The sequence below is a fragment of the Rhodococcus sp. C1 genome (assembly GCF_020809065.1).
Taxonomy (GTDB): Bacteria; Actinomycetota; Actinomycetes; order Mycobacteriales; family Mycobacteriaceae; genus Rhodococcus_F; species Rhodococcus_F qingshengii.
Genome location: NZ_CP078080.1, coordinates 5,763,492 through 5,781,579, shown reverse-complemented (window position 1 = coordinate 5,781,579; position 18,088 = coordinate 5,763,492). Strand labels below are relative to the sequence as shown.

The 18,088-nt window shown below is 61.7% G+C and carries 14 protein-coding genes; 9 read left to right on the top strand and 5 right to left on the bottom strand.

Features of this window, described 5'->3' with window-relative positions; translation table 11 throughout:
• Positions 1 to 42: 42 nt before the first annotated feature.
• Together KTR60_RS26750 and KTR60_RS26745 are read right to left on the bottom strand one after the other, a co-directional pair.
• Entirely contained in the window at positions 43 to 1,506 is a 1,464-nt protein-coding gene (locus KTR60_RS26750) for a benzaldehyde dehydrogenase (protein WP_228401440.1), read from the bottom strand.
• A 93-nt stretch (positions 1,507 to 1,599) separates the two neighbouring features.
• Positions 1,600 to 2,490, bottom strand: a complete 891-nt coding sequence (locus KTR60_RS26745) for a LysR family transcriptional regulator (RefSeq protein ID WP_003943104.1) — start codon at positions 2,488 to 2,490, stop codon at positions 1,600 to 1,602.
• Between the two features lie 124 nt (positions 2,491 to 2,614).
• On the opposite strand from KTR60_RS26745, the gene KTR60_RS26740 reads away from it, so the two are divergent.
• The 4 genes from KTR60_RS26740 to KTR60_RS26725 all read left to right on the top strand — a co-directional run bounded on the left by KTR60_RS26740 (position 2,615) and on the right by KTR60_RS26725 (position 7,265).
• Positions 2,615 to 3,982: an NAD(P)/FAD-dependent oxidoreductase gene (locus KTR60_RS26740; protein WP_003942969.1), complete on the top strand. Its 1,368-nt coding sequence runs from the start codon at positions 2,615 to 2,617 to the stop codon at positions 3,980 to 3,982.
• Between the two features lie 49 nt (positions 3,983 to 4,031).
• Positions 4,032 to 4,784 (top strand): IclR family transcriptional regulator, encoded by a 753-nt coding sequence (locus KTR60_RS26735; RefSeq protein ID WP_228401439.1) that lies wholly within the window; start codon positions 4,032 to 4,034, stop codon positions 4,782 to 4,784.
• Between the two features lie 98 nt (positions 4,785 to 4,882).
• Positions 4,883 to 6,073, top strand: coding sequence for a 4-hydroxybenzoate 3-monooxygenase (locus KTR60_RS26730; protein WP_228401438.1), 1,191 nt, complete (start codon positions 4,883 to 4,885; stop codon positions 6,071 to 6,073).
• A 322-nt stretch (positions 6,074 to 6,395) separates the two neighbouring features.
• A complete protein-coding gene (locus KTR60_RS26725) occupies positions 6,396 to 7,265 on the top strand; it encodes a TIGR03619 family F420-dependent LLM class oxidoreductase (RefSeq protein ID WP_007730547.1) in 870 nt (289 codons plus the stop codon).
• 43 nt (positions 7,266 to 7,308) lie between these two features.
• Here KTR60_RS26725 and KTR60_RS26720 read toward each other — a convergent pair whose 3' ends face one another.
• Entirely contained in the window at positions 7,309 to 8,631 is a 1,323-nt protein-coding gene (locus tag KTR60_RS26720) for a ClC family H(+)/Cl(-) exchange transporter (RefSeq protein ID WP_228401437.1), read from the bottom strand.
• 114 nt (positions 8,632 to 8,745) lie between these two features.
• Positions 8,746 to 9,366, bottom strand: a complete 621-nt coding sequence (locus tag KTR60_RS26715) for a LysE/ArgO family amino acid transporter (RefSeq protein WP_228401436.1) — start codon at positions 9,364 to 9,366, stop codon at positions 8,746 to 8,748.
• 75 nt (positions 9,367 to 9,441) lie between these two features.
• Here KTR60_RS26715 and KTR60_RS26710 point away from each other — a divergent pair, with 75 nt between their 5' ends.
• The 5 genes from KTR60_RS26710 (at position 9,442) to KTR60_RS26690 (ending at position 16,644) form a co-directional block, all read left to right on the top strand.
• A complete protein-coding gene (locus KTR60_RS26710) occupies positions 9,442 to 10,335 on the top strand; it encodes a LysR family transcriptional regulator ArgP (RefSeq protein WP_214925710.1) in 894 nt (297 codons plus the stop codon).
• Between the two features lie 148 nt (positions 10,336 to 10,483).
• On the top strand, positions 10,484 to 11,956 hold the full coding sequence (locus KTR60_RS26705) for a class I adenylate-forming enzyme family protein (RefSeq protein WP_228401435.1): 1,473 nt from the start codon (positions 10,484 to 10,486) through the stop codon (positions 11,954 to 11,956).
• Positions 11,957 to 12,041: 85 nt separating this feature from the next.
• Complete coding sequence (locus KTR60_RS26700) at positions 12,042 to 13,889, top strand: DUF3556 domain-containing protein (protein WP_064075024.1); 1,848 nt, start codon at positions 12,042 to 12,044, stop codon at positions 13,887 to 13,889.
• Positions 13,886 to 15,319, top strand: coding sequence for a phytoene desaturase family protein (locus KTR60_RS26695; protein ID WP_030536102.1), 1,434 nt, complete (start codon positions 13,886 to 13,888; stop codon positions 15,317 to 15,319). The genes KTR60_RS26700 and KTR60_RS26695 overlap by 4 nt, the downstream gene beginning before the upstream one ends.
• A 35-nt stretch (positions 15,320 to 15,354) precedes the next feature.
• Entirely contained in the window at positions 15,355 to 16,644 is a 1,290-nt protein-coding gene (locus KTR60_RS26690; RefSeq protein WP_042921507.1) for a PucR family transcriptional regulator, read from the top strand.
• Positions 16,645 to 16,735: 91 nt separating this feature from the next.
• Here KTR60_RS26690 and KTR60_RS26685 read toward each other — a convergent pair whose 3' ends face one another.
• Entirely contained in the window at positions 16,736 to 18,037 is a 1,302-nt protein-coding gene (locus KTR60_RS26685) for an HNH endonuclease signature motif containing protein (protein WP_228401434.1), read from the bottom strand.
• Positions 18,038 to 18,088: the final 51 nt, after the last annotated feature.

Genomic DNA, 18,088 nt, shown 5'->3' with positions numbered 1-18,088 from the left:
GGCCAGCTCGGTGTATTCAGGACCAACTCGGCGTGTTCCGGACTAGAAGGGGTAGACCGGGAGTGCGCTCTGCGCAGTCACCCACTGCGTTTCGGTGAAGGCGTCGAGGTTTGCGCCGATACCGCCGACGCGGCCACCGTTACCCGAAGACGCCATACCGCCGAACGGGATGACTGCTTCGTCGCCGACGGTCTGATCGTTGATGTGTACGAGGCCGGTGGGGATTTGTTGGGCGACCTCGAGCCCGCGCATGGCGTCGGAGGTCAGAATGCCCAGTGACAGTCCGTACTCGGAATCGTTGGCCATGGCGACGGCCTGTTCGACGGTGGCGAAGGAGGTTACCGGTGCGACTGGCCCGAAGACTTCGTCGGCGAATGCCGGGGCGGTCAGTGGGGTGTCGGCCAGCACGGTGGGTCGGTAGAAGAGATCCTCGTAGGTGCCGCCGGCCGCCAGTTTTGCTCCGGCCGCGATACTTCCGGTGACCAGGGAGTGGATGTGGTCGCGTTGTTTGGCGTCGATGATGGGTCCGAGTGCGACCTGACCGGTGAACGGGTCGCCTACCGGAAGCTTGTCGGCGTGTTCGGCAAGGAGTGCGGTGTAGTCGGCGGCGATGCTTTCGTGGACGAGCTGGCGGCCGGTGGTCATGCAGATCTGCCCCTGGTGCATGAAGGATCCGAAAGCGCCTACAGATGCGGCCTTTTCGAGGTCGACGTCGTCCATGACGATCAGTGCGTTGTTTCCCCCGAGTTCGAGGTGTGCTCGTTTGAGATGGCGGCCCGCCAGTTCACCGACAGCGCGTCCTGCCCGGGTCGACCCGGTGAATGCGATGACGCGAACGCTCGGATGAACCACGATTGCCTCACCGGCGTCAGCGCCACCCGGCAGCATGCCGAACACTCCGGCAGGCAAACCGGCTTCTTCGAAGATGCGGGCAAGAACCACACCGCCACAGATCGCCGTGCGCGGATCAGGCTTGAGGATCACCGAATTGCCCAGTGCCAGTGCGGGAGCGACTGCACGGATCGACAGAATGATCGGGAAGTTGAACGGTGCGATGACGCCGACGGTGCCGACGGGGACGCGACGAGAGAAGCTCAGCCGCGGTTGCTCCGAGCGCAGCACCTCGCCGACGGGGTGTGCGGCCAAAGCTGCTGCGTTGTAGCACTCTTCGGCAGCGGTGTGGGTTTCCAGTCCGGCTTTGGCGGGAATGCTGCCGGCCTCGCGGATTACCCATTCGCCGATTTCGTCGGCGTACTGCTCGAACAGTTGACCGGCGCGGCGTAGAACGGCGGCTCGTTCGGTGTACGGCCTTGCTGCCCAATCCTTCTGAGCGGCAGTAGCTTTTGTTGCAGCGGCTGCCACGTCGTCTGGTGTTGCCATGCCGACCGTCGTCAACTGCTTGCCGGTGGCCGGTTCGACGACAATACGATCGTCGGCGCTACCGAGAACCCATTCGCCGTCGAAGATCTTCGATTCCCACACAGGTTCGCTCAGCAAACGCGTCATGGCCGCTCCTCGGTAAAGGGATGCAACCGCGCGCCGCATCACATGGTTGTGGACCACGTTGCTCCGTGAGGGGAGTCGATCGCCATCGCACTTTCACTCAGTGAAAGACGGATTCATGGCGTCCTTGAGCGCTTGGATCAGATCGGCGAACTCGGTCGAGTGGGTGGCGCCGCTGCGGGTCACTCCCGAGACGGGAATTCGCAAGCGGCCGTGCGATTCTCGCATGAAGCTGATGCCGGCGCGTGGAGATTCGCCTGCGGTGATCGAATACAGCAGGGTCCAGGCGCGCGGGTTGGTGATCACGTCCAGCGTGGCTGTGTGATCGCTCGGAATTGCAGGGCCCAGTTGGACGCGTCGATCTATCTCGCGGAACGCGTCCTCGACCACCTTGTGAATGAGCACCTGGCTTTGGCGCGGCGGCAGGAGCAGGGGGTATGCGGCCAGATCATTGAGGTCGACGCTTTGCTGGCCGGCCAGGGGGTGCCGGCTCGACATGACGACCAGCAGATCTTCGACGCCGAGGTCCAAGGGTTCGAGTCCGGGGCGGTCGACGCCGCCGCGAATCAGCGCGATGTCGGCGTCACCGGAGGCCACGGCGTCCATGCGGTGGGCAAAACTCTTGATGACGAACTCGACGTCCAGGTCCGGATGAAGTTCGCGCACGTGTGCGATGGCGTCCAGCGTCTGAGCGGCGAAGCTCATGTTTCCGGTGATCCGGATCCGGGCTCGTGGGTCGCGTGCGACGGAGTAGGCCATCGTTTCGAGGCTGAGGACTTGCTGCGCGATGGGCACGAGTCGCGATCCTGCCGGGGCAAGGCGAACGGCTCGGGTCGAGCGTTCGAAGAGTGTCGCGCCAAGCTCCTTCTCCAGTCGGGCGACCTGATGGCTGATCGCCGACTGCGAGATGAAGCAGCGCTCGGCAGCGCGACTGAAGCTCAGTTCCTCGCTCACGACGAGGAAGTACTTGAGTTGGCGGAAGTCCATGAGGACAGCTTACTTATGAGCAATCGAGATAACAGTCTTGCGAATACTCCAGCTAGCTGGACCCGACCCATGATCAGTCCATACCGTAATAGTCATACTTTCAATTTGGTTGAGGAGATTTGTTGTGGATAGAACAGCTGCGGGTCGCGCTGACATCGACGCGACTGGACACGAGCAGACTCAGGTAGTCATCGTCGGTTCGGGATTCGGAGCCCTCGCCGCGGCCAAGACCCTCGCGAAGTCCAAGACGCCGTTCGTCCTCATCTCCGCCACCACCGAGCACCTCTTCCAGCCGCTGCTCTACCAGGTGGCGACGGGCGTTCTGTCGGCAGGCGAAGTTGCTCCGCCCATCCGCACGATCCTGCAGAAGTACCCCAACGCCGACGTGCGTCTCGGTCGCGTCGTCGAGGTCAACGCCGAAGAGAACACCGTCGTCTACGAGGCTTCAGGCACCCGCCACACTCTCGGATACCGCTCGCTCATCGCAGCCACCGGTGCCACCCAGGCGTACTTCGGTCATGACGAGTTCGAAAAGGTCACCTACAAGCTCAAGACCGTCGAGGATGCCGAGGTCCTGCGTAAGCAGATCCTGCGTTGCTTCGAAGAGGCTCACACCACCAACGACGCGCTGGTTCGCCGCAACCTGCTCAGCTTCGTTGTCGTCGGTGCAGGCGCGACCGGCGTCGAGCTCGCCGGACAGATCAAGGAACTGGCGCGTCGCTACTTCGCCAAGTCCATCAACAACATCAGCGCCGACGAGGTCACGGTCACCATGGTCGAGGGCGCGGGCGTTGCGCTTCCGGCCTTCGGCGGCAAGCTCAGTGAGTACACACAGGCCTCGCTCGAGAAGTCGGGTGTCGAGGTTGTTCTCAACACCATGGTCACCGCCATCGACGAGCACGGTGTCACCGTCTCTTCGGCAAAGACCAAGGAAGAGAAGCGCATCGACGCCGAGACCGTCATCTGGTCGGCCGGTGTTCGCGCCAACGACTTCGCAGCAGTGCTCGGCGAGGCGACCGGTTGTGAGAGTGACCGTGCAGGTCGTCTGCTCATCAATCCGGACTTGACCGTCGGCGGGTTTGCCAACGTCTTTGCCATCGGCGACATGACTTCGCTGAACGGTCTGCCTGGTCAGTCGCCCGTTGCAATGCAGGGTGGACGTCACGCAGCGAAGACTGTGAACGGAAAGGTCAAGGCCGGAACGCCTTTCAAATACTTCGACAAGGGCAGCATGTCGATCATCAGCCGATTCAGCGCTGTGTGTCGCGTCCGCAAGGTCGAGTTCAAGGGCACGATCGCCTGGTTCATGTGGCTGGCCGTGCACGTGATGTATCTGGTGGGCTTCCGCAACCGGTATGTCGCTGTGATGTCGTGGTTCGGTTCGTTCATCGGTCACCGTCGTCCGCACTTCCACTACGCGCAGGAGCCGATGAAGATCGAGGCCACGCCGCCGGTGACCGAACGCGAACCGGAATTGGCGCACTCCGCGTAGCTCCGCACCGCCTGAACACGTTTCGCCTGATGTCAGTCACACTGTGTGAATGGCATCAGGCGAGCGTTCGTTGATCGGCCGGGCATTTATCGTGCTCGGTGCCTTCGACGCGAAATCGCCGCGGTTGACGCAGTCGGAGATCAGTCGTCGCAGCGGTTTGCCTCTGCCCACCGTCCATAGACTGTGTGGGCAGTTGGTGGCTGAGGGCGCACTCGAGCGTCGGAGTGACGGCAAGTACCAGGTCGGAGTCCGGTTGTGGGAGATCGGCGCTCTTGCTCCCGGCGCTCACGGCCTACGGCAGGTGGCGTTGCCGTTCCTCGAGGACCTGTACGAGGTCACCCGAGAGAACGTGCAGTTGGTCGTTCGTGAGGGCACCGAGGCTCTGTACCTCGAGCGCTTGTCCTCGCGTAGCGCCGTCACCGTGGTCGGCCGTGCCGGCGGAAGATTGCCGTTGCACGCGTCCAGCGGTGGATTGATTCTCCTCGCGCACGGCGGAACCGAGCTTCTCGACGACGTCCTTCGCGCCGGCCTCGAGTCGTTCACTCCCAAAACCATTACTTCCGAGCGGATTTTGCGAGCAACTCTCGACGAGATCAGGCGCGCCGGATTCGTGGTCTGTCGCGAGTATCTGAACGTCGGAACCCTTGCCGTCGCCGCTCCTGTCCGCGAAGCCGGGGGCAGTGTCGTGGCAGCGGTCTCGACAGTTGTTCCGGTGGAGCAGGATCCGGCTCCTTTACTGCCCGCGTTGGTCGCGGCCGCCCGTGGAATATCACGCGGGCTTGGTGGCGGTGGGTTTCGATAGCTCGTTTCGGTCTTTCACTGAGTGAAATTGCAGCTGTTCAGAGGAGTGATCGTGGTCGAGGGTGGTCTCAATCGTCACTCACCTCAGGAGCTCTCTGTATGTCTTCTTCACGCACCCAGGTCGGAATCGTCGGTGGTGGTCCCGCCGGGTTGATGCTCTCGCATCTGTTGCATCTGAAGGGAATCGATTCGGTTGTCCTGGAATGCCGCACCCGCGAAGAGGTAGAAGGCACCATTCGTGCCGGCGTGCTCGAACAGAACACGGTTGATCTCATGGTCGAGACCGGACTCGGTGATCGACTGAAGCGGGAGGGCCTCGAACATCACGGAATCGAGTTGCGATTCGGTGGACGAGGGCACCGAATCGCGTTCGACGAACTGACCGACGGGCGAGCAGTCACGGTGTATCCGCAACACGAGGTGCTCAAGGATCTGATCGCGCGGCGTCTCGCTGACGGCGGGGACATTCGATTCGGAGTGTCCGGCGCGCAAGTACACGATCACGAATCGGATCGCCCGAGTATCACTTTTGTCGACTCGGACGGAAATGATCAGAAGCTCGAGTGCGCCCTGGTGGCCGGTTGCGACGGTTCACGCACCGGAACGCGAAAGCTGATTCCCGAACCGTCGATCCGAACGGATCATTTCCGCCAGTATCCCTTCGCGTGGTTCGGCATCCTGGCCGAGGCGCCGCCGTCGTCCGAAGAACTGATTTATGCCAACCATGAGCGCGGGTTTGCACTGATCAGCACACGGACGCCCGAGGTACAGCGTCATTACCTTCAGGTCGATCCGGACGACTCCGTGGACAACTGGTCCGACGATCGAATCTGGGACGAGCTGCACATGCGCGTCGACGGTGAGGGGGCGGAGATCAAGGACGGCAGGATCTTTCAGAAGTCGATCCTCCAGTTCCGCAGCTTCGTGTGTGAGCCGATGCAGCACGGCAACCTGTTTCTTGCAGGGGATGCGGCGCACACCGTGCCGCCGACCGGCGCGAAGGGAATGAATCTCGCGATCGCCGACGTCTACGCACTGGCGAAGGCAATGGACGGTTTCTTCACCTCGTCCGACCGAAAGATGCTGGACGGGTACACCGAAACGGTGTTGCCGCGTGTGTGGCGGACGCAGCACTTCTCGTGGTGGATGTCGTCGATGCTCCATCGCTTGCCAGACGACAGCGGTTTCGGGCATCGCCGACAGTTGGCCGAGTTGGACATGGTCACGCGTTCGGTGGCGGGACGAACGCTGATCGCCGAGAACTACGTCGGAACTCCCTTGCATCAGTAGGCCGATTCGCAGGTTGCACGGTGCGAAATCAGGGGGAGTGGGGTGCCAGGTGTCACCAGGACCCCGAAGTTCTTGGTATGTGTCCGCCTGGCGGGAAGCCGCCGAGCCGAAGTAGCGGGAGCTTTGTAACCTCGAACACGTCCTTGTCCAACCGAGGGTGGCTGATGCTTCGACCGCACTGCGGGGGAGTTGTCGTATGACTGAGCGTTGCAAGAAGTGACTGTTCAGGATCCACTGTCTCCCAAGCCGATCGGTGCGAACCGACTTCGAGCTCATCGAGGCACTTCAGTCGCTCCGGTCAACTGAACAGAGGGATCTTCCGATGAAGTTCAGCCTCGCCGTGGCGATGATTCCCCTCTCTCAACTCGTTGCACTTGCGAAAGTGGCCGAAGAATGCGGCTTTTCTTCGATCACGATGCCCGACTCACTGTTCTTTCCCGAGCGGGGTGCTACCGGGTATCCGTATACCGCTGACGGTGTGCGGATGTGGGACGCGAAGACACCATTTGTAGACCCCATGATTGCCGCGGCCTTCATGGGACCCGGAACGTCGAAGATTCGCTTTTATCCGCAGGTGCTCGAGCTCAGCTCACGCAATCCTCTGCTGCTGGCAAGCCAGGTGGGGTCGGTCGCGAATCTGACAGGAGGCCGCTTCGGTCTCGGGGTCGGTGTGGGCTGGGCGCCAGAGGAATTCGAGTGGTGCGGCGCTTCCCCCAAGGATCGAGGCCCGCGAGTCGACGAGATGCTCGAGGTACTGCGACTGGTTCTAGGCGGCGGTATGGTCGAACATCACGGCAAGTTCTTCGACTTCGACAGGCTGCAGATGAGCCCGGCGCCGATCGATCCCGTCCCCATCTACATCGGAGGACATTCCGCGGCCGCATTGCGCCGTGCAGCGCGAGTGGGTGACGGTTGGACCTCGGCTACAGTCTCTTTCGCTGATCTGCAAGCTCTCATCGCGAGGATCGGCGTCCTGCGGGTCGAGTACGGGCGCGCCGAGTCCCCGTTCGAAATTCAGGCCGTCTGCGCCGATCGCTTCGGTCTCGACGGCTCCCTGGAACTGGCCGATAGCGGAGTGACGGAATCGATCGTCATTCCTTGGGCCATGTACGGCCTCGGGTTCGACTGCGACCTGGAAGCGAAGAAAGATGCGGTACGCAGGTTCTCCGAGGAAGTCATCTGCAAATTCTGAATTCACGTAGCGCACCCGTGCTGCAATGACCCGTGTGCGGGGATCAATCCGTATGCGGGCGTTGCGGCTCCAACATCCGTTCGCGCAGACTGTCGTAGATAGGTGCCGACCCTGCCGACGTGGTGACGAATACCGCTGCCGCAGTGGCAGCGAGCATCGGGACCAGCGTCGACGTCACCGCGGTCATTTCGACCACGATCACGATGCCGGTGAACGGTGCGCGTACTACGGCGCCGAAGAAGGCCGCCATACCGACGGTGGCCATGGTGACCGTGAGCCCGGCGTCCACTCCGGGCACGAAGCTCGACAGTCCGGTGAAGATCGACCCCCAGAGCGCGCCGAGAGCGAGTAAGGGAGCGAACAGTCCGCCGGGAGTTCCAGCGGCATACGAGAGCGGGCCGGTGAAGAACCGAACCACCAAGTACAGCAGCAGGATCGGCAGTACGAAGGTCCTTCCGCCGACGATCATCTGTGCAAGAACGTCGCCGCCCCCACTGGCCAACGGGTCGAGGAACAGCGTCAGGCCGATGACGGCGCCGATCGTTGCGCCGATGACAGTCGGTGGGATCTTGTCGAGCCGTGCCACGATGTCGAGTAGTCCTAGAATCAGGCGGTTGTACGCAATACCCAGTAGCCCCGTGAGGATTCCGAAGACGACGAACAGTGGCAAGAATGCGAGTTGCGGTGTCGGGACGGTGCCGACCTCGAAATCGGGTTGATCACCGATGACGATCCGTGCACAGCCCACCGCCACTGAAACACCGAAAAGCGTTGGCAGCACGGTGCGCAGCCGGAACGAGTGCGTCACCTCCTCGCAGACGAACAGTGCCCCCGCGATCGGCGCGTTGAATGCGACAGCGAGACCTGCTCCGGCCGCGGATGTTTGCAGCATGGCGACGTCGGGTTCGGTGAGGCGGGCTCGCCGTCCCGCTTCTGCTCCGATCGCCGCACCCATGTGTACGGTGGGGCCTTCACGGCCGAGAACCAGACCGGAGCCGATCGCCAAGAGGCCGCCGATGAATCTGGCGGGCACGAGATTGATTCTTGGCGGTTTCGCTTCACCGCGGGACACCGCCTCGACGTGCTGGATGCCGCTTCCCTTTGCGAGGGGCACTCGTCTGACGATCAGTACGGCAAGTACGGTGCTCAGGGCCACCAGGAGGACCGGCACGAGCCACCCGACGTACGGAACGTGATGCGCCCAGTTCACGATCGCCTGACGAAGTTCGTCGGCCCTGATCAGACACCAACGGAACGCGCCGCCGACAAATCCGACCCCGACGCCGGCGACCGCAGCGAGTAGACACAGCAAACCCAGTCCGCGGTTGGAGTCACGCGGTTCGGTGCCGCCATCGTCCTCGGTCATCGTGATCAGCCCTACCTGATGGTCACAACTCGCGACAGGTGAATTGAGCTTCCTCATCTTGGACGGTAACCCATCCCGCTACCCGCAGGGTCGGATCGAGGTTGTGCAGCCTGGTCACAATTCGACAAGCAGGCTGATTCCGAGAACTGCCATCATCACGGCGATCAGAGCATCGAGAACCCGCCACGCGTTGGGTTTCGCGAAAAGCGGCGTCAGCAGGCGTGCGCCGTAACCGAGGGCGCCGAACCAGACCACACTTGCCGTGATGGCACCGGCTGCAAACCACCAACGTCCGATCTCGCCGCGACCGTTGGCGATAGAACCCATGAGCACGACGGTGTCGAGGTACACGTGTGGATTGAGCCAGGTGAGGGCCAGTGCCATCGTGACGGCGGCAATCCTCGACCCGTTGCCATGTCGATCCGGTGCCAACGTCTGGGGGTGAAGTGCCCGCTTGGCGGCGAAGATCGCATAGCTGAGGAGGAAAACGGCGCCGGCGATACGAACGAACGTGATCATCGACGGTGCGTGTTCGAGGAGGGTCCCGATTCCGCTGACGCCCGCGAGGATCAGAATTGCGTCTGACAACGCGCACACTGCGACGATCGGGAGTACGTGCGATCGCGTCAGGCCTTGGCGAAGCACAAACGCATTCTGGGCGCCGATTGCGACGATCAATGACAGTCCGACTCCGAAACCGACGAGGGCCGACGCAGGGTCGTTGGTGCTGAGCATGTCGTCGAGCCTGCCGCTCGGATTTCAGTCAGTCCAGCTAATGATTCTTAGGATGCATCAGAGTAGCTTCAGATTATGTTGGATTTCGAGCAACTGAGGGCATTGCACGCCGCGGTCGACGAGGGAACCTTCGAGGCGGCGGCGCGGAAGTTACACATCACGCCTTCGGCGGTCAGCCAACGAATCAAAGGTCTCGAGACCTCGGTTGGCCGGATCCTGGTGCAGCGCACCAAACCCATCCAGGTCACCGATTCCGGGAGAGAAGTCCTGCGTCTTGCACGTCAGATAGACGCTTTGTCGCGTGACACCGTGCGAGAGCTCGGCCTTGAAAATGGTTCAGGGATGTTTGCACGTGTCTCGATCGCGGTCAATGCCGATTCGCTGTCCACCTGGGTTCTCGGGGCCCTCGCGGAGTTCACGCAAGAAGTCGGTTTCGATTTTCATCTCGACGATCAAGACCACACCACCGAACTACTGCGCGACGGTTCGGTCATGGCTGCCGTCACCTCTGTTGCGTCACCGATTCAAGGGTGTACCTCCAGCCGTTTGGGCATCATGCGGTATCGGCCGATGGCGAGTGCGGAGTTCTGCCGTCGTTGGTTCGCAGACGGTGTCACGGCCGAATCCCTTTCGGAGGCACCGCTGGTTGTGTTCAATCGCAAGGATCTACTGCAGGATCGCTACCTCGATCAAAAGGTCGGCCACCCCGCCGATCCGCCCCGTCATCTTGTTCCTTCATCGGCAGACTTCGCGGACGCCGTCAGGCGGGGATACGGCTGGGGATTGATACCGGACCTGCAGCGCGGCGACGACGATCGCTCCGGCGTGCTGATCGGATTCGATCCGGACTTCGTGGACGATGTTCCGCTGTACTGGCAGCAGTGGAAACTGTCGTCACCTGTCTTGCGCCGGATCTCCGAGGTGGTGACCAGACGCGCCCACGAGGTGTTGCATCAGCCGTCGAGCTGATGTGCACCGCACGTGCGGTGTTGTGCTCGGGCGGTGTTGTGCTCAGGGAACAAAGAACCTGGACAAGTTGATCCCCTGGGACCGTTTCTTCGGCCGCAGGACGCCGATAGTGTTTTGAGTCACACACGAATGAAAGGTGCTGACTCTCGTGGCGAACATCGGATATCTGGCTTGGGATCTTGCAGAGAAGTACGGGCAGAAGCCGTGCTTGCGGGACGACCACGTCGAACTCACGTATGAAGAGTTCGCAGATCGCACGGAAGCTGTTGCCGCGCAATTGGCTGGACTCGGAATCGGCCTCGGTGACGTGGTGGCGATCATGCTGCCCAATCGCGTCGAGTTGCTGATCGCGATCATGGCTGCCTGGCGCATCGGTGCTGCCGCTACACCCATCAATCCGATGTTCACCGCGAACGAAGCGGACTACCAGATCGCGGACTCCGGGGCCGAGTTGGTCATCACCGCCACTGCCGACGCACCCTCGGGCGGCCGCGCAGTGTTGGCTGTCGAGGATCTGGCGACAGTGCCGCCGATCGATCCCCGACCCGGAATCGATGTTGCAGCAGACGATCTGGCGTTGCTCATCTATACCAGCGGCTCCACCGGACGGCCCAAGGGAGTGATGCTGACTCATGCCAACCTGCAGTTCATGGCTTCGTCGATGGGCAAGAACATCGGTGTTACCGGCGCGGATCACTGCCTGCTGATTCTGCCGCTGTTCCATGTCAACGCGATCTGCGTCAGCGTCTTGACGCCCTTGCTTGTCGGCGGACAGGTGAGTGTCACCGGGAAGTTCTCGGTTTCGAGATTCTTCGACGACGTCGCGCGGCTTCGCCCCACGTATTTCTCGGCGGTGCCGGCAATCTACGCGATGCTGACCTCACAGCCGGAAGACCCTTCGATCGACACGTCGTCCTTGAGGTTTGCCGTGTGCGGTGCGGCGCCGATCAGCAAGGAACTCCTCGAACGCGCTGAGCAGCGTTTCGGTTTCGTGATCGTGGAAGGTTACGGACTCACCGAGGGGACCTGTGCATCGGCCTGCAATCCTGTGGACGGCGTGCGCAAACTCGGTACGGTCGGCCCGGCGTTGCCCGGCCAGCAGATTTCCATTCTTGCCGAGGACGGAACCTTTGCGCCCGCCGGGACTGCCGGAGAGGTGGTCATCAAGGGTGGCAACGTGATGCGTGGCTATCTGGGTAAGCCGGAGGAAACTGCGAAGACCGTCAAGGATGGTTGGTTGCATACCGGTGACGTCGGAGTCCTCGACGAGGACGGCTACCTGACCCTGGTCGATCGCATCAAGGACATGATCATCCGTGGGGGAGAGAACATCTACCCCAAGGAGATCGAAAACTCGCTCGCTACACACCCTTCCGTGCTCGAGGCAGCCGTCATCGGCGCTCCGCACCAGGTCTACGGAGAGGTGCCAGTTGCCTATGTTGTCGCCTACCCCGATGCGCCCGTCACCGAAGACGAACTGCTCGAACATGTCACGGCCTTGCTCACCCGAGTAAAGGTGCCAGTGGCGATCTACGTCGTCGATGCGCTTCCCCGAAACCCGGTGGGCAAGATCGACAAACCTGGAATGAGACGAGCTCTGAGCGCAACTCCCGCTCACTAGTCACTTCCCCGTAGTACCAGCACAACTCGACGACGTCCGTCGAGTCGATCCGTCATGCCCACATTCCGTATTTCAGGAGCAAATCATGGGATTCAAAGAAGGAAACTTCCCTCCCGTCGATCCGGCAACGTTCATGGACAAGCCGTTTCTCGAGCGTCTGCGTGACATGTCCACGCACTGGGTGGATTACGGCTTCGGTACGCCGAAGATGGTCCACACCGTCTACATCATGAAACTGTTGTTCCTCTACCTGGCAGCTGGAACAGCCGTTGCCACTTTGACTTCCGGCCTCTCGTGGTTCGACATCGGATCGTGGTGGAACCAGCCGATCGTCTACCAGAAACTCATCATCTGGACGATGATGCTCGAGATGCTGGGCTTGGCAGGATCCTGGGGACCGCTCGCCGGCCACTTCAAGCCGATGACCGGTGGAGTTCTCTACTGGCTCCGCCCCGGCACGATTCGTCTGCCACCGTGGCCGGGCAAAGTGCCGCTCACCTCGGGTGACACCCGCACGGTGTTCGACGTCTTCATCTATGCCGCCGCAGTCGCCAATCTCCTTGTTGCCGCTGTTCTCCCCGGTGTTCACACCACAGGAATCGATTCGGCAATCGCTGACAATGCCGGACTGGTGCGCCCGACGGTCTTGTACTCCTTCCTGGTACTCATGGTGATTCTCGGGTTGCGGGACAAGGTGCCCTTCATCGCTGCCCGTAGTGAGCAGTACCTGCCGGCGATCTTCTTCTTCACATTCCTGCCGTTCGTCGACATGATCCTGGCGCTCAAACTGCTGATCGTCATGGTGTGGATCGGTGCCGGTGTCTCGAAGTTCGGTCGCCATTTCTCGCTGGTGGTTCCTCCGATGCTCAGCAATACCCCGTGGATCCCGTCAAAGAAGATCAAGCGCGCCCACTACCGGAATTTCCCGGAGGATCTGCGGCCTTCACACCTGGGCGGCGGCGTCGCACACGTGGCCGGAACGATGGTCGAAATCGTCACCCCGTTGATACTGCTGTTCTCGACCAACAAGACCCTCACGATCCTCGCCGTGATCCTCATGGTCGGATTCCATCTGTTCATCGCGTCGACCTTCCCGCTTGCCGTCCCACTCGAATGGAATCTTCTGTTCGCCTACGCCTCGGTCTTCCTGTTCCTGGGATTCCCGGCATGGGACGGCTACGGACTCGGCGCCATGTCCTCACCGTGGATCACCGCGGGAATTGTTGCAGCCCTTGCCTTCTTTCCCATTCTCGGAAACCTTCGACCGGATCTGGTGTCCTTCCTGCCGTCGATGCGCCAGTACGCCGGCAACTGGGCATCCGCGACGTGGGCATTCGCGCCGGGCGCTGAAGCCAAGATCGACCAGTTCATCAAGCGTCCGTCGCCGGATACGCGCAATCAGTTGATGACGATGTACCCCGAAGATGTGTCCGATGTCGTTCTGCATCAGCTGTTGGGCTGGCGTTCCATGCACAGCCAGGGGCGTGCGCTGTTCTCTCTGATGATCAGGCACCTCGGCGACGACATCAACACGTACTCACTGCGGGAAGCAGAGTTCATGTGCAACTCCATCGTCGCCTTCAACTTCGGTGACGGGCACCTGCACGACGCGAAGTTGATCGCAGCCATTCAGCGTCGCTGCAATTTCGCACCCGGTGAGTTCCTGGTGACCTGGATCGAATCGCAGCCCATCCACAAGGGAACGCAGGAGTACCAGGTGATCGATGCCGCTCTCGGTGTCATCGAACGAGGTACTTTCAAGGTCGCCGACGCAGTCGCCGAACAGCCGTGGTTGCCGAACGGGCCCATTCCGTTCGACGTTCAGTGGACACTGGACGTACGGGCCGACCGCGCGGCAACGGATCCGCAGGTTGTCTCCGAACCGAAGATGCGTACGAGGGTCAGCGGTAGCGAGCAAGAGGTGAGTAAGTGACAAAGGCCGTAGTCGTCGGCAGCGGGCCCAATGGGCTCGCTGCCGCGGTACACCTCGCACGTAGCGGTGTGGACGTGCAGGTGCTCGAGGCTGCCGACCAGATCGGCGGAGGCACCCGCTCCGGTCCGATCGACGTGCCGGGGTTGATCCATGATCACTGCTCGGCGTTTCACCCGATGGGTATCGGCTCGCCGTACCTGTCCAAGCTGGACCTCGAGCGATACGGGCTGATCTGGAGATGGGCAGAGGTGGACTGCGCGCATCCGCTCGACAACGGGGACGCCGGGGTTCTGTACCGCTCGCTGGAGCAGACGGCTGCGGGACTCGGCGCTGACGGGCCTCGATGGCAACGCATGTTCGGTGACTTGTCGACTGGGTTCGATGCGCTGGCGTCCGATCTGATGCGCCCGATCGTCAATGTTCCGCACCATCCGCTGCGGCTCGCAGCTTTCGGTCCGCGAGCGCTGCTTCCGGCAACGGTGACCGCCAAACTGTGGAAGACGGACAAGGGGAAGGCGCTGTTCGGCGGGGTTGCCGCACACGCCTTCTATCCACTCAACCGTCCGGCCACCTCGGCGGTGGGATTGATGATCACTGCTGCTGGTCACCGCTACGGTTGGCCGGTTGCCGAGGGAGGTTCGCGGTCGATCACCGACGCGATGGCTGCGATGCTCCTCGATCACGGCGGCAAGATCGACACCGGCGTTCGGGTTCGTACGGCCTCCGAGATTCCGGACGCCGATGTTGTTCTGCTGGATGTCAATCCGGGGGGTGCGCTCGAAATTCTGGGCGATCGACTCCCAGGCCGAGTGGCGAGGGCCTATCGAAAGTTCAAGCAGGCTCCCGGAGCATTCAAGGTCGATTTTGCGATCGAAGGTCATGTGCCGTGGACCAATCCGGACTGTGCTCGGGCCGGAACTGTCCATCTGGCAGGTGGTTTCGACGAAATCGTGGCCGCTGAGCGTGAGACGAATTCAGGCCGTATGCCGGACCGGCCGTTCGTGCTCCTAGGTCAGCAATACCTGGCTGATCCCACCCGATCTGCCGGGAACGTTCATCCGCTGTATGCCTATGCGCACGTGCCTCACGGTTACGCCGGCGACGCTACGGAGGCGATCATCCGTCAGATCGAGAGGTTTGCGCCAGGATTCCGGGAGCAGATCGTCGCGACGTCGAGCAGTGGTACAGCTGACCTGGCAGAGGACAATCCGAATCAGGTAGGCGGCGACATCATCGGAGGTGCCAACACCGAACTGCAGGTTGTCTTGCGTCCGCGCGTCGCAGTCGATCCGTACAGCACGGGGATCGCGGGCACTTACCTGTGCTCGGCCTCGACCCCGCCGGGTGCCGGAGCACATGGAATGTGCGGGTACAACGCAGCCGAATCGGCTCTGAAGTACCTGCGACGAAAGGGTGCGGAAGTTCTGTGAGTAGTCCATCGCACAAGGAGCGAGGCGCCGGTGCGATGCGGCGCCTCGCCCGAGTGCCTGCAGCCGCGGAGCCGGAAGTGCTTGCGGTGGTTGCCGAGTTGGCACGACGACTCGACGAGCGCAGCGCCGACATCGCGCGTGAGATGGCCTTCATGATGGCTCACGAAATCGACCAATTGGATGCAGACGCCAAATTGCTCGAAATGCTCGAGGCCAGCGTGCAGGGAAACATCACGACGATCATCCACGTATTGGCCAACGACATTCCGATCGATCATCTCCAACCCACCACTGCTGCAGTGGAATACGCTCTGCGTCTGGCGCAGCGGGATGTCCCGTCCAACTCCCTTGTCCGGGCCTATCACATGGGCCAAGGCGATCTGATGCGGATCTGCCACGACGAGATCAGCACACTGGATATTCCGGCGCGACTCACTTTGGCTGTCCTGAAACACACTTCGGACGTGGTCTACAGCTACATCGACTGGATCACGCTCTACGTCTTCGACGCGTACGAGCGGGAACGCAGTCGATGGATGGCAGCGCAGGGAAACCTCCATTCGGCCGCAATCCACGCCCTCCTGTCCGGCGCCAACGCAGATACCGCTGCTTTCGAAGCGGAGACCGGGTACCGCCTCGGTCAGAACCACGTCGCCCTGGTGGTCTGGTCGACGTGGGATGCCGACGTCATGGGCATCAATACGCTGGACCGACTCGTACGTGATCTCGGCGCAGCGGCGGGAGCGGACAAGCCGCCGATCATCACCGCCATCGATCGGCGCACGGTGTGGGCGTGGCTGCCGTTCGGTCGCCGGGTGCCTGCGCCGGATCCGGAGGTTCTCGCGGCGGCAGTGCCGTTGGACGGCGGGGCGCGGGTGGCAATCGGACTGCCGGGGTCAGGGGTCGACGGTTTCAAACGGTCCCACGAACAGGCAACCGCCGCCTATTCGGTTGCTGCCGTCCCGGATACACCGCAGCGACCTGTGGTGAGCTTCGGAGACCGCGGCGTCGCTGTGGTTTCACTTCTGTCCGAGAACATCGATTCGACGAAGTCATGGGTCTGGGAGGTGCTTGGCCCGTTGGCGGAAGATACGCCCTCTGCTGCATCCTTGCGGACGACGTTGAGTGTGTACTTTGCACATGGTGAAAGTCATCTGCACACTGCCAATCACATGAATCTGCACCGGAATACGGTGAAGTATCGCATCAACAAGGCGCTCGGCGATCCAGTTGCTGCCGGCCGAGACAAGTTGGATCTTGCTCTGGCCCTGCAGGTTTGTGAGTTGTTGGGCAGATCGGTCTTGCGCCCCGCGCGAACGTCGTGAGTTGTGGATGCGACACGGCCTGTGGGCTCCGTATCGGGGTTTGATGTCCGATGCGGAGCCTGGCCGTGTTCTGTTGTGCCTGAGGTTCTTCTCAGGTTTTGAAGGTGGTGTTCGCCGGCCTGGGTTGCTGTCCGGGGTCGATCGAGGGTGGTGGGATGAACCACGGCTTGTTGTCGACACCGATGCGGATTTCCCATTTCCCGACGAACCCGGATTTTCGGTGCATCAGTCGATGATGTGAACGGCACAGCAGGACCAGGTTGTTCATCACCGTCGGGCCGCCGTTGGCCCAGTGCTTAATGTGGTGCGCATCGGTCCAGGCGGGTACGCACGTGCAGCCGGGGAAGGCGCAGCCTTTGTCTCGGGCGATGAGGGCGACGCGTTGTTCGGCGGTGACCAACCTCTTTCCTGGTTGCGCATCCAAGGGTGCGCCGTGATCGTCGAGCAGAACGGTGGAGAGGAAACAGTCACACCCGAGGAGCCTGGTCTGCGACACCGACAGCGGCCCCAGCCACGGCATGTGCCCGACATCAAGATCAGACACAGCCACTCCACCACCATCAGTTGGTGTGGCGGCGCAGTCCCGATGCTCCGCGAGATCGCGAGCAGTGATGTGCACGTTCACGTGCGGGCGTTGACCACCGTCTGTGCCTGTTTTGGCGCAGTCGAGATAGCGGCGGATCAGTTCGGTGAACCCGTCGGCAGTTCGTTTCGCCGCCGACCGAGAATCCGGGGTTCCATCGGGTGCCGGGGTGGGCATCGTCAGATTCGACAACGCCGAGAGCAGCATTTCACCGGTGAGGGCGTCGAAATCGCCGCGCACCACCACTCGACCGTTCAATGTCGAGGCGATCCGGAGCTCGTTCCGGTCGACGTCTTCGGCGGGTGGAATTTCATCGGATTCGAAGATTCGCTCCAAGGTCGCGATCACGTTCCGCACCTTCGTCGTCGTCGCCTCCACACCCGACGCAGCTGCGAGCAACAGGTCGATGCACTTCGGTAGCGCTTCCTCCGGCATGCCTTTCGGTGGTGATTCACAGAACGAGACGATCAACACGGCATGCTCGAAGGAGCAATCCCCGTCATCGAACCGAGCAGCCACCGCCGGAAACGGCCGCAACGCTGCACCGAGAGCGGCGATCTTTTTCCCGTCCCGAACCTGCAGCATGGTGTTAGCCGCCAACCACGCACCCACTCCGCGGCTGGCAATCACCTGATCATCCGGGCGCATCGACAGTTCGTCGACCACCGCCACTCGAACGGCTTCCAGGCGCAGAATCTCCGCACTCGCCTCGACAGCAGCAGCGCGCAACTCGGCAGCAGTCAACTGCCACAGGCGTCCGCGTAACCCCACCGCAGAACCAGACACCACATCCGACAACAAGACGCTCATTGAATCCCCCGATCCCCTCCCCAAATCATATTCGAATATGTGTTCGAGTCA

Bases quoted from the DNA above. Each gene is read 5' to 3' on its own strand.
- KTR60_RS26750 (WP_228401440.1), bottom strand. From the start codon at position 1,506: ATGACGCGTTTGCTGAGCGAACCTGTGTGGGAATCGAAGATCTTCGAC.
- KTR60_RS26745 (WP_003943104.1), bottom strand. From the start codon at position 2,490: ATGGACTTCCGCCAACTCAAGTACTTCCTCGTCGTGAGCGAGGAACTG.
- KTR60_RS26735 (WP_228401439.1), top strand. From the start codon at position 4,032: ATGGCATCAGGCGAGCGTTCGTTGATCGGCCGGGCATTTATCGTGCTC.
- KTR60_RS26730 (WP_228401438.1), top strand. From the start codon at position 4,883: ATGTCTTCTTCACGCACCCAGGTCGGAATCGTCGGTGGTGGTCCCGCC.
- KTR60_RS26725 (WP_007730547.1), top strand. From the start codon at position 6,396: ATGAAGTTCAGCCTCGCCGTGGCGATGATTCCCCTCTCTCAACTCGTT.
- KTR60_RS26720 (WP_228401437.1), bottom strand. From the start codon at position 8,631: ATGACCGAGGACGATGGCGGCACCGAACCGCGTGACTCCAACCGCGGA.
- KTR60_RS26715 (WP_228401436.1), bottom strand. From the start codon at position 9,366: ATGCTCAGCACCAACGACCCTGCGTCGGCCCTCGTCGGTTTCGGAGTC.
- KTR60_RS26710 (WP_214925710.1), top strand. From the start codon at position 9,442: ATGTTGGATTTCGAGCAACTGAGGGCATTGCACGCCGCGGTCGACGAG.
- KTR60_RS26700 (WP_064075024.1), top strand. From the start codon at position 12,042: ATGGGATTCAAAGAAGGAAACTTCCCTCCCGTCGATCCGGCAACGTTC.
- KTR60_RS26690 (WP_042921507.1), top strand. From the start codon at position 15,355: ATGCGGCGCCTCGCCCGAGTGCCTGCAGCCGCGGAGCCGGAAGTGCTT.
- KTR60_RS26685 (WP_228401434.1), bottom strand. From the start codon at position 18,037: ATGAGCGTCTTGTTGTCGGATGTGGTGTCTGGTTCTGCGGTGGGGTTA.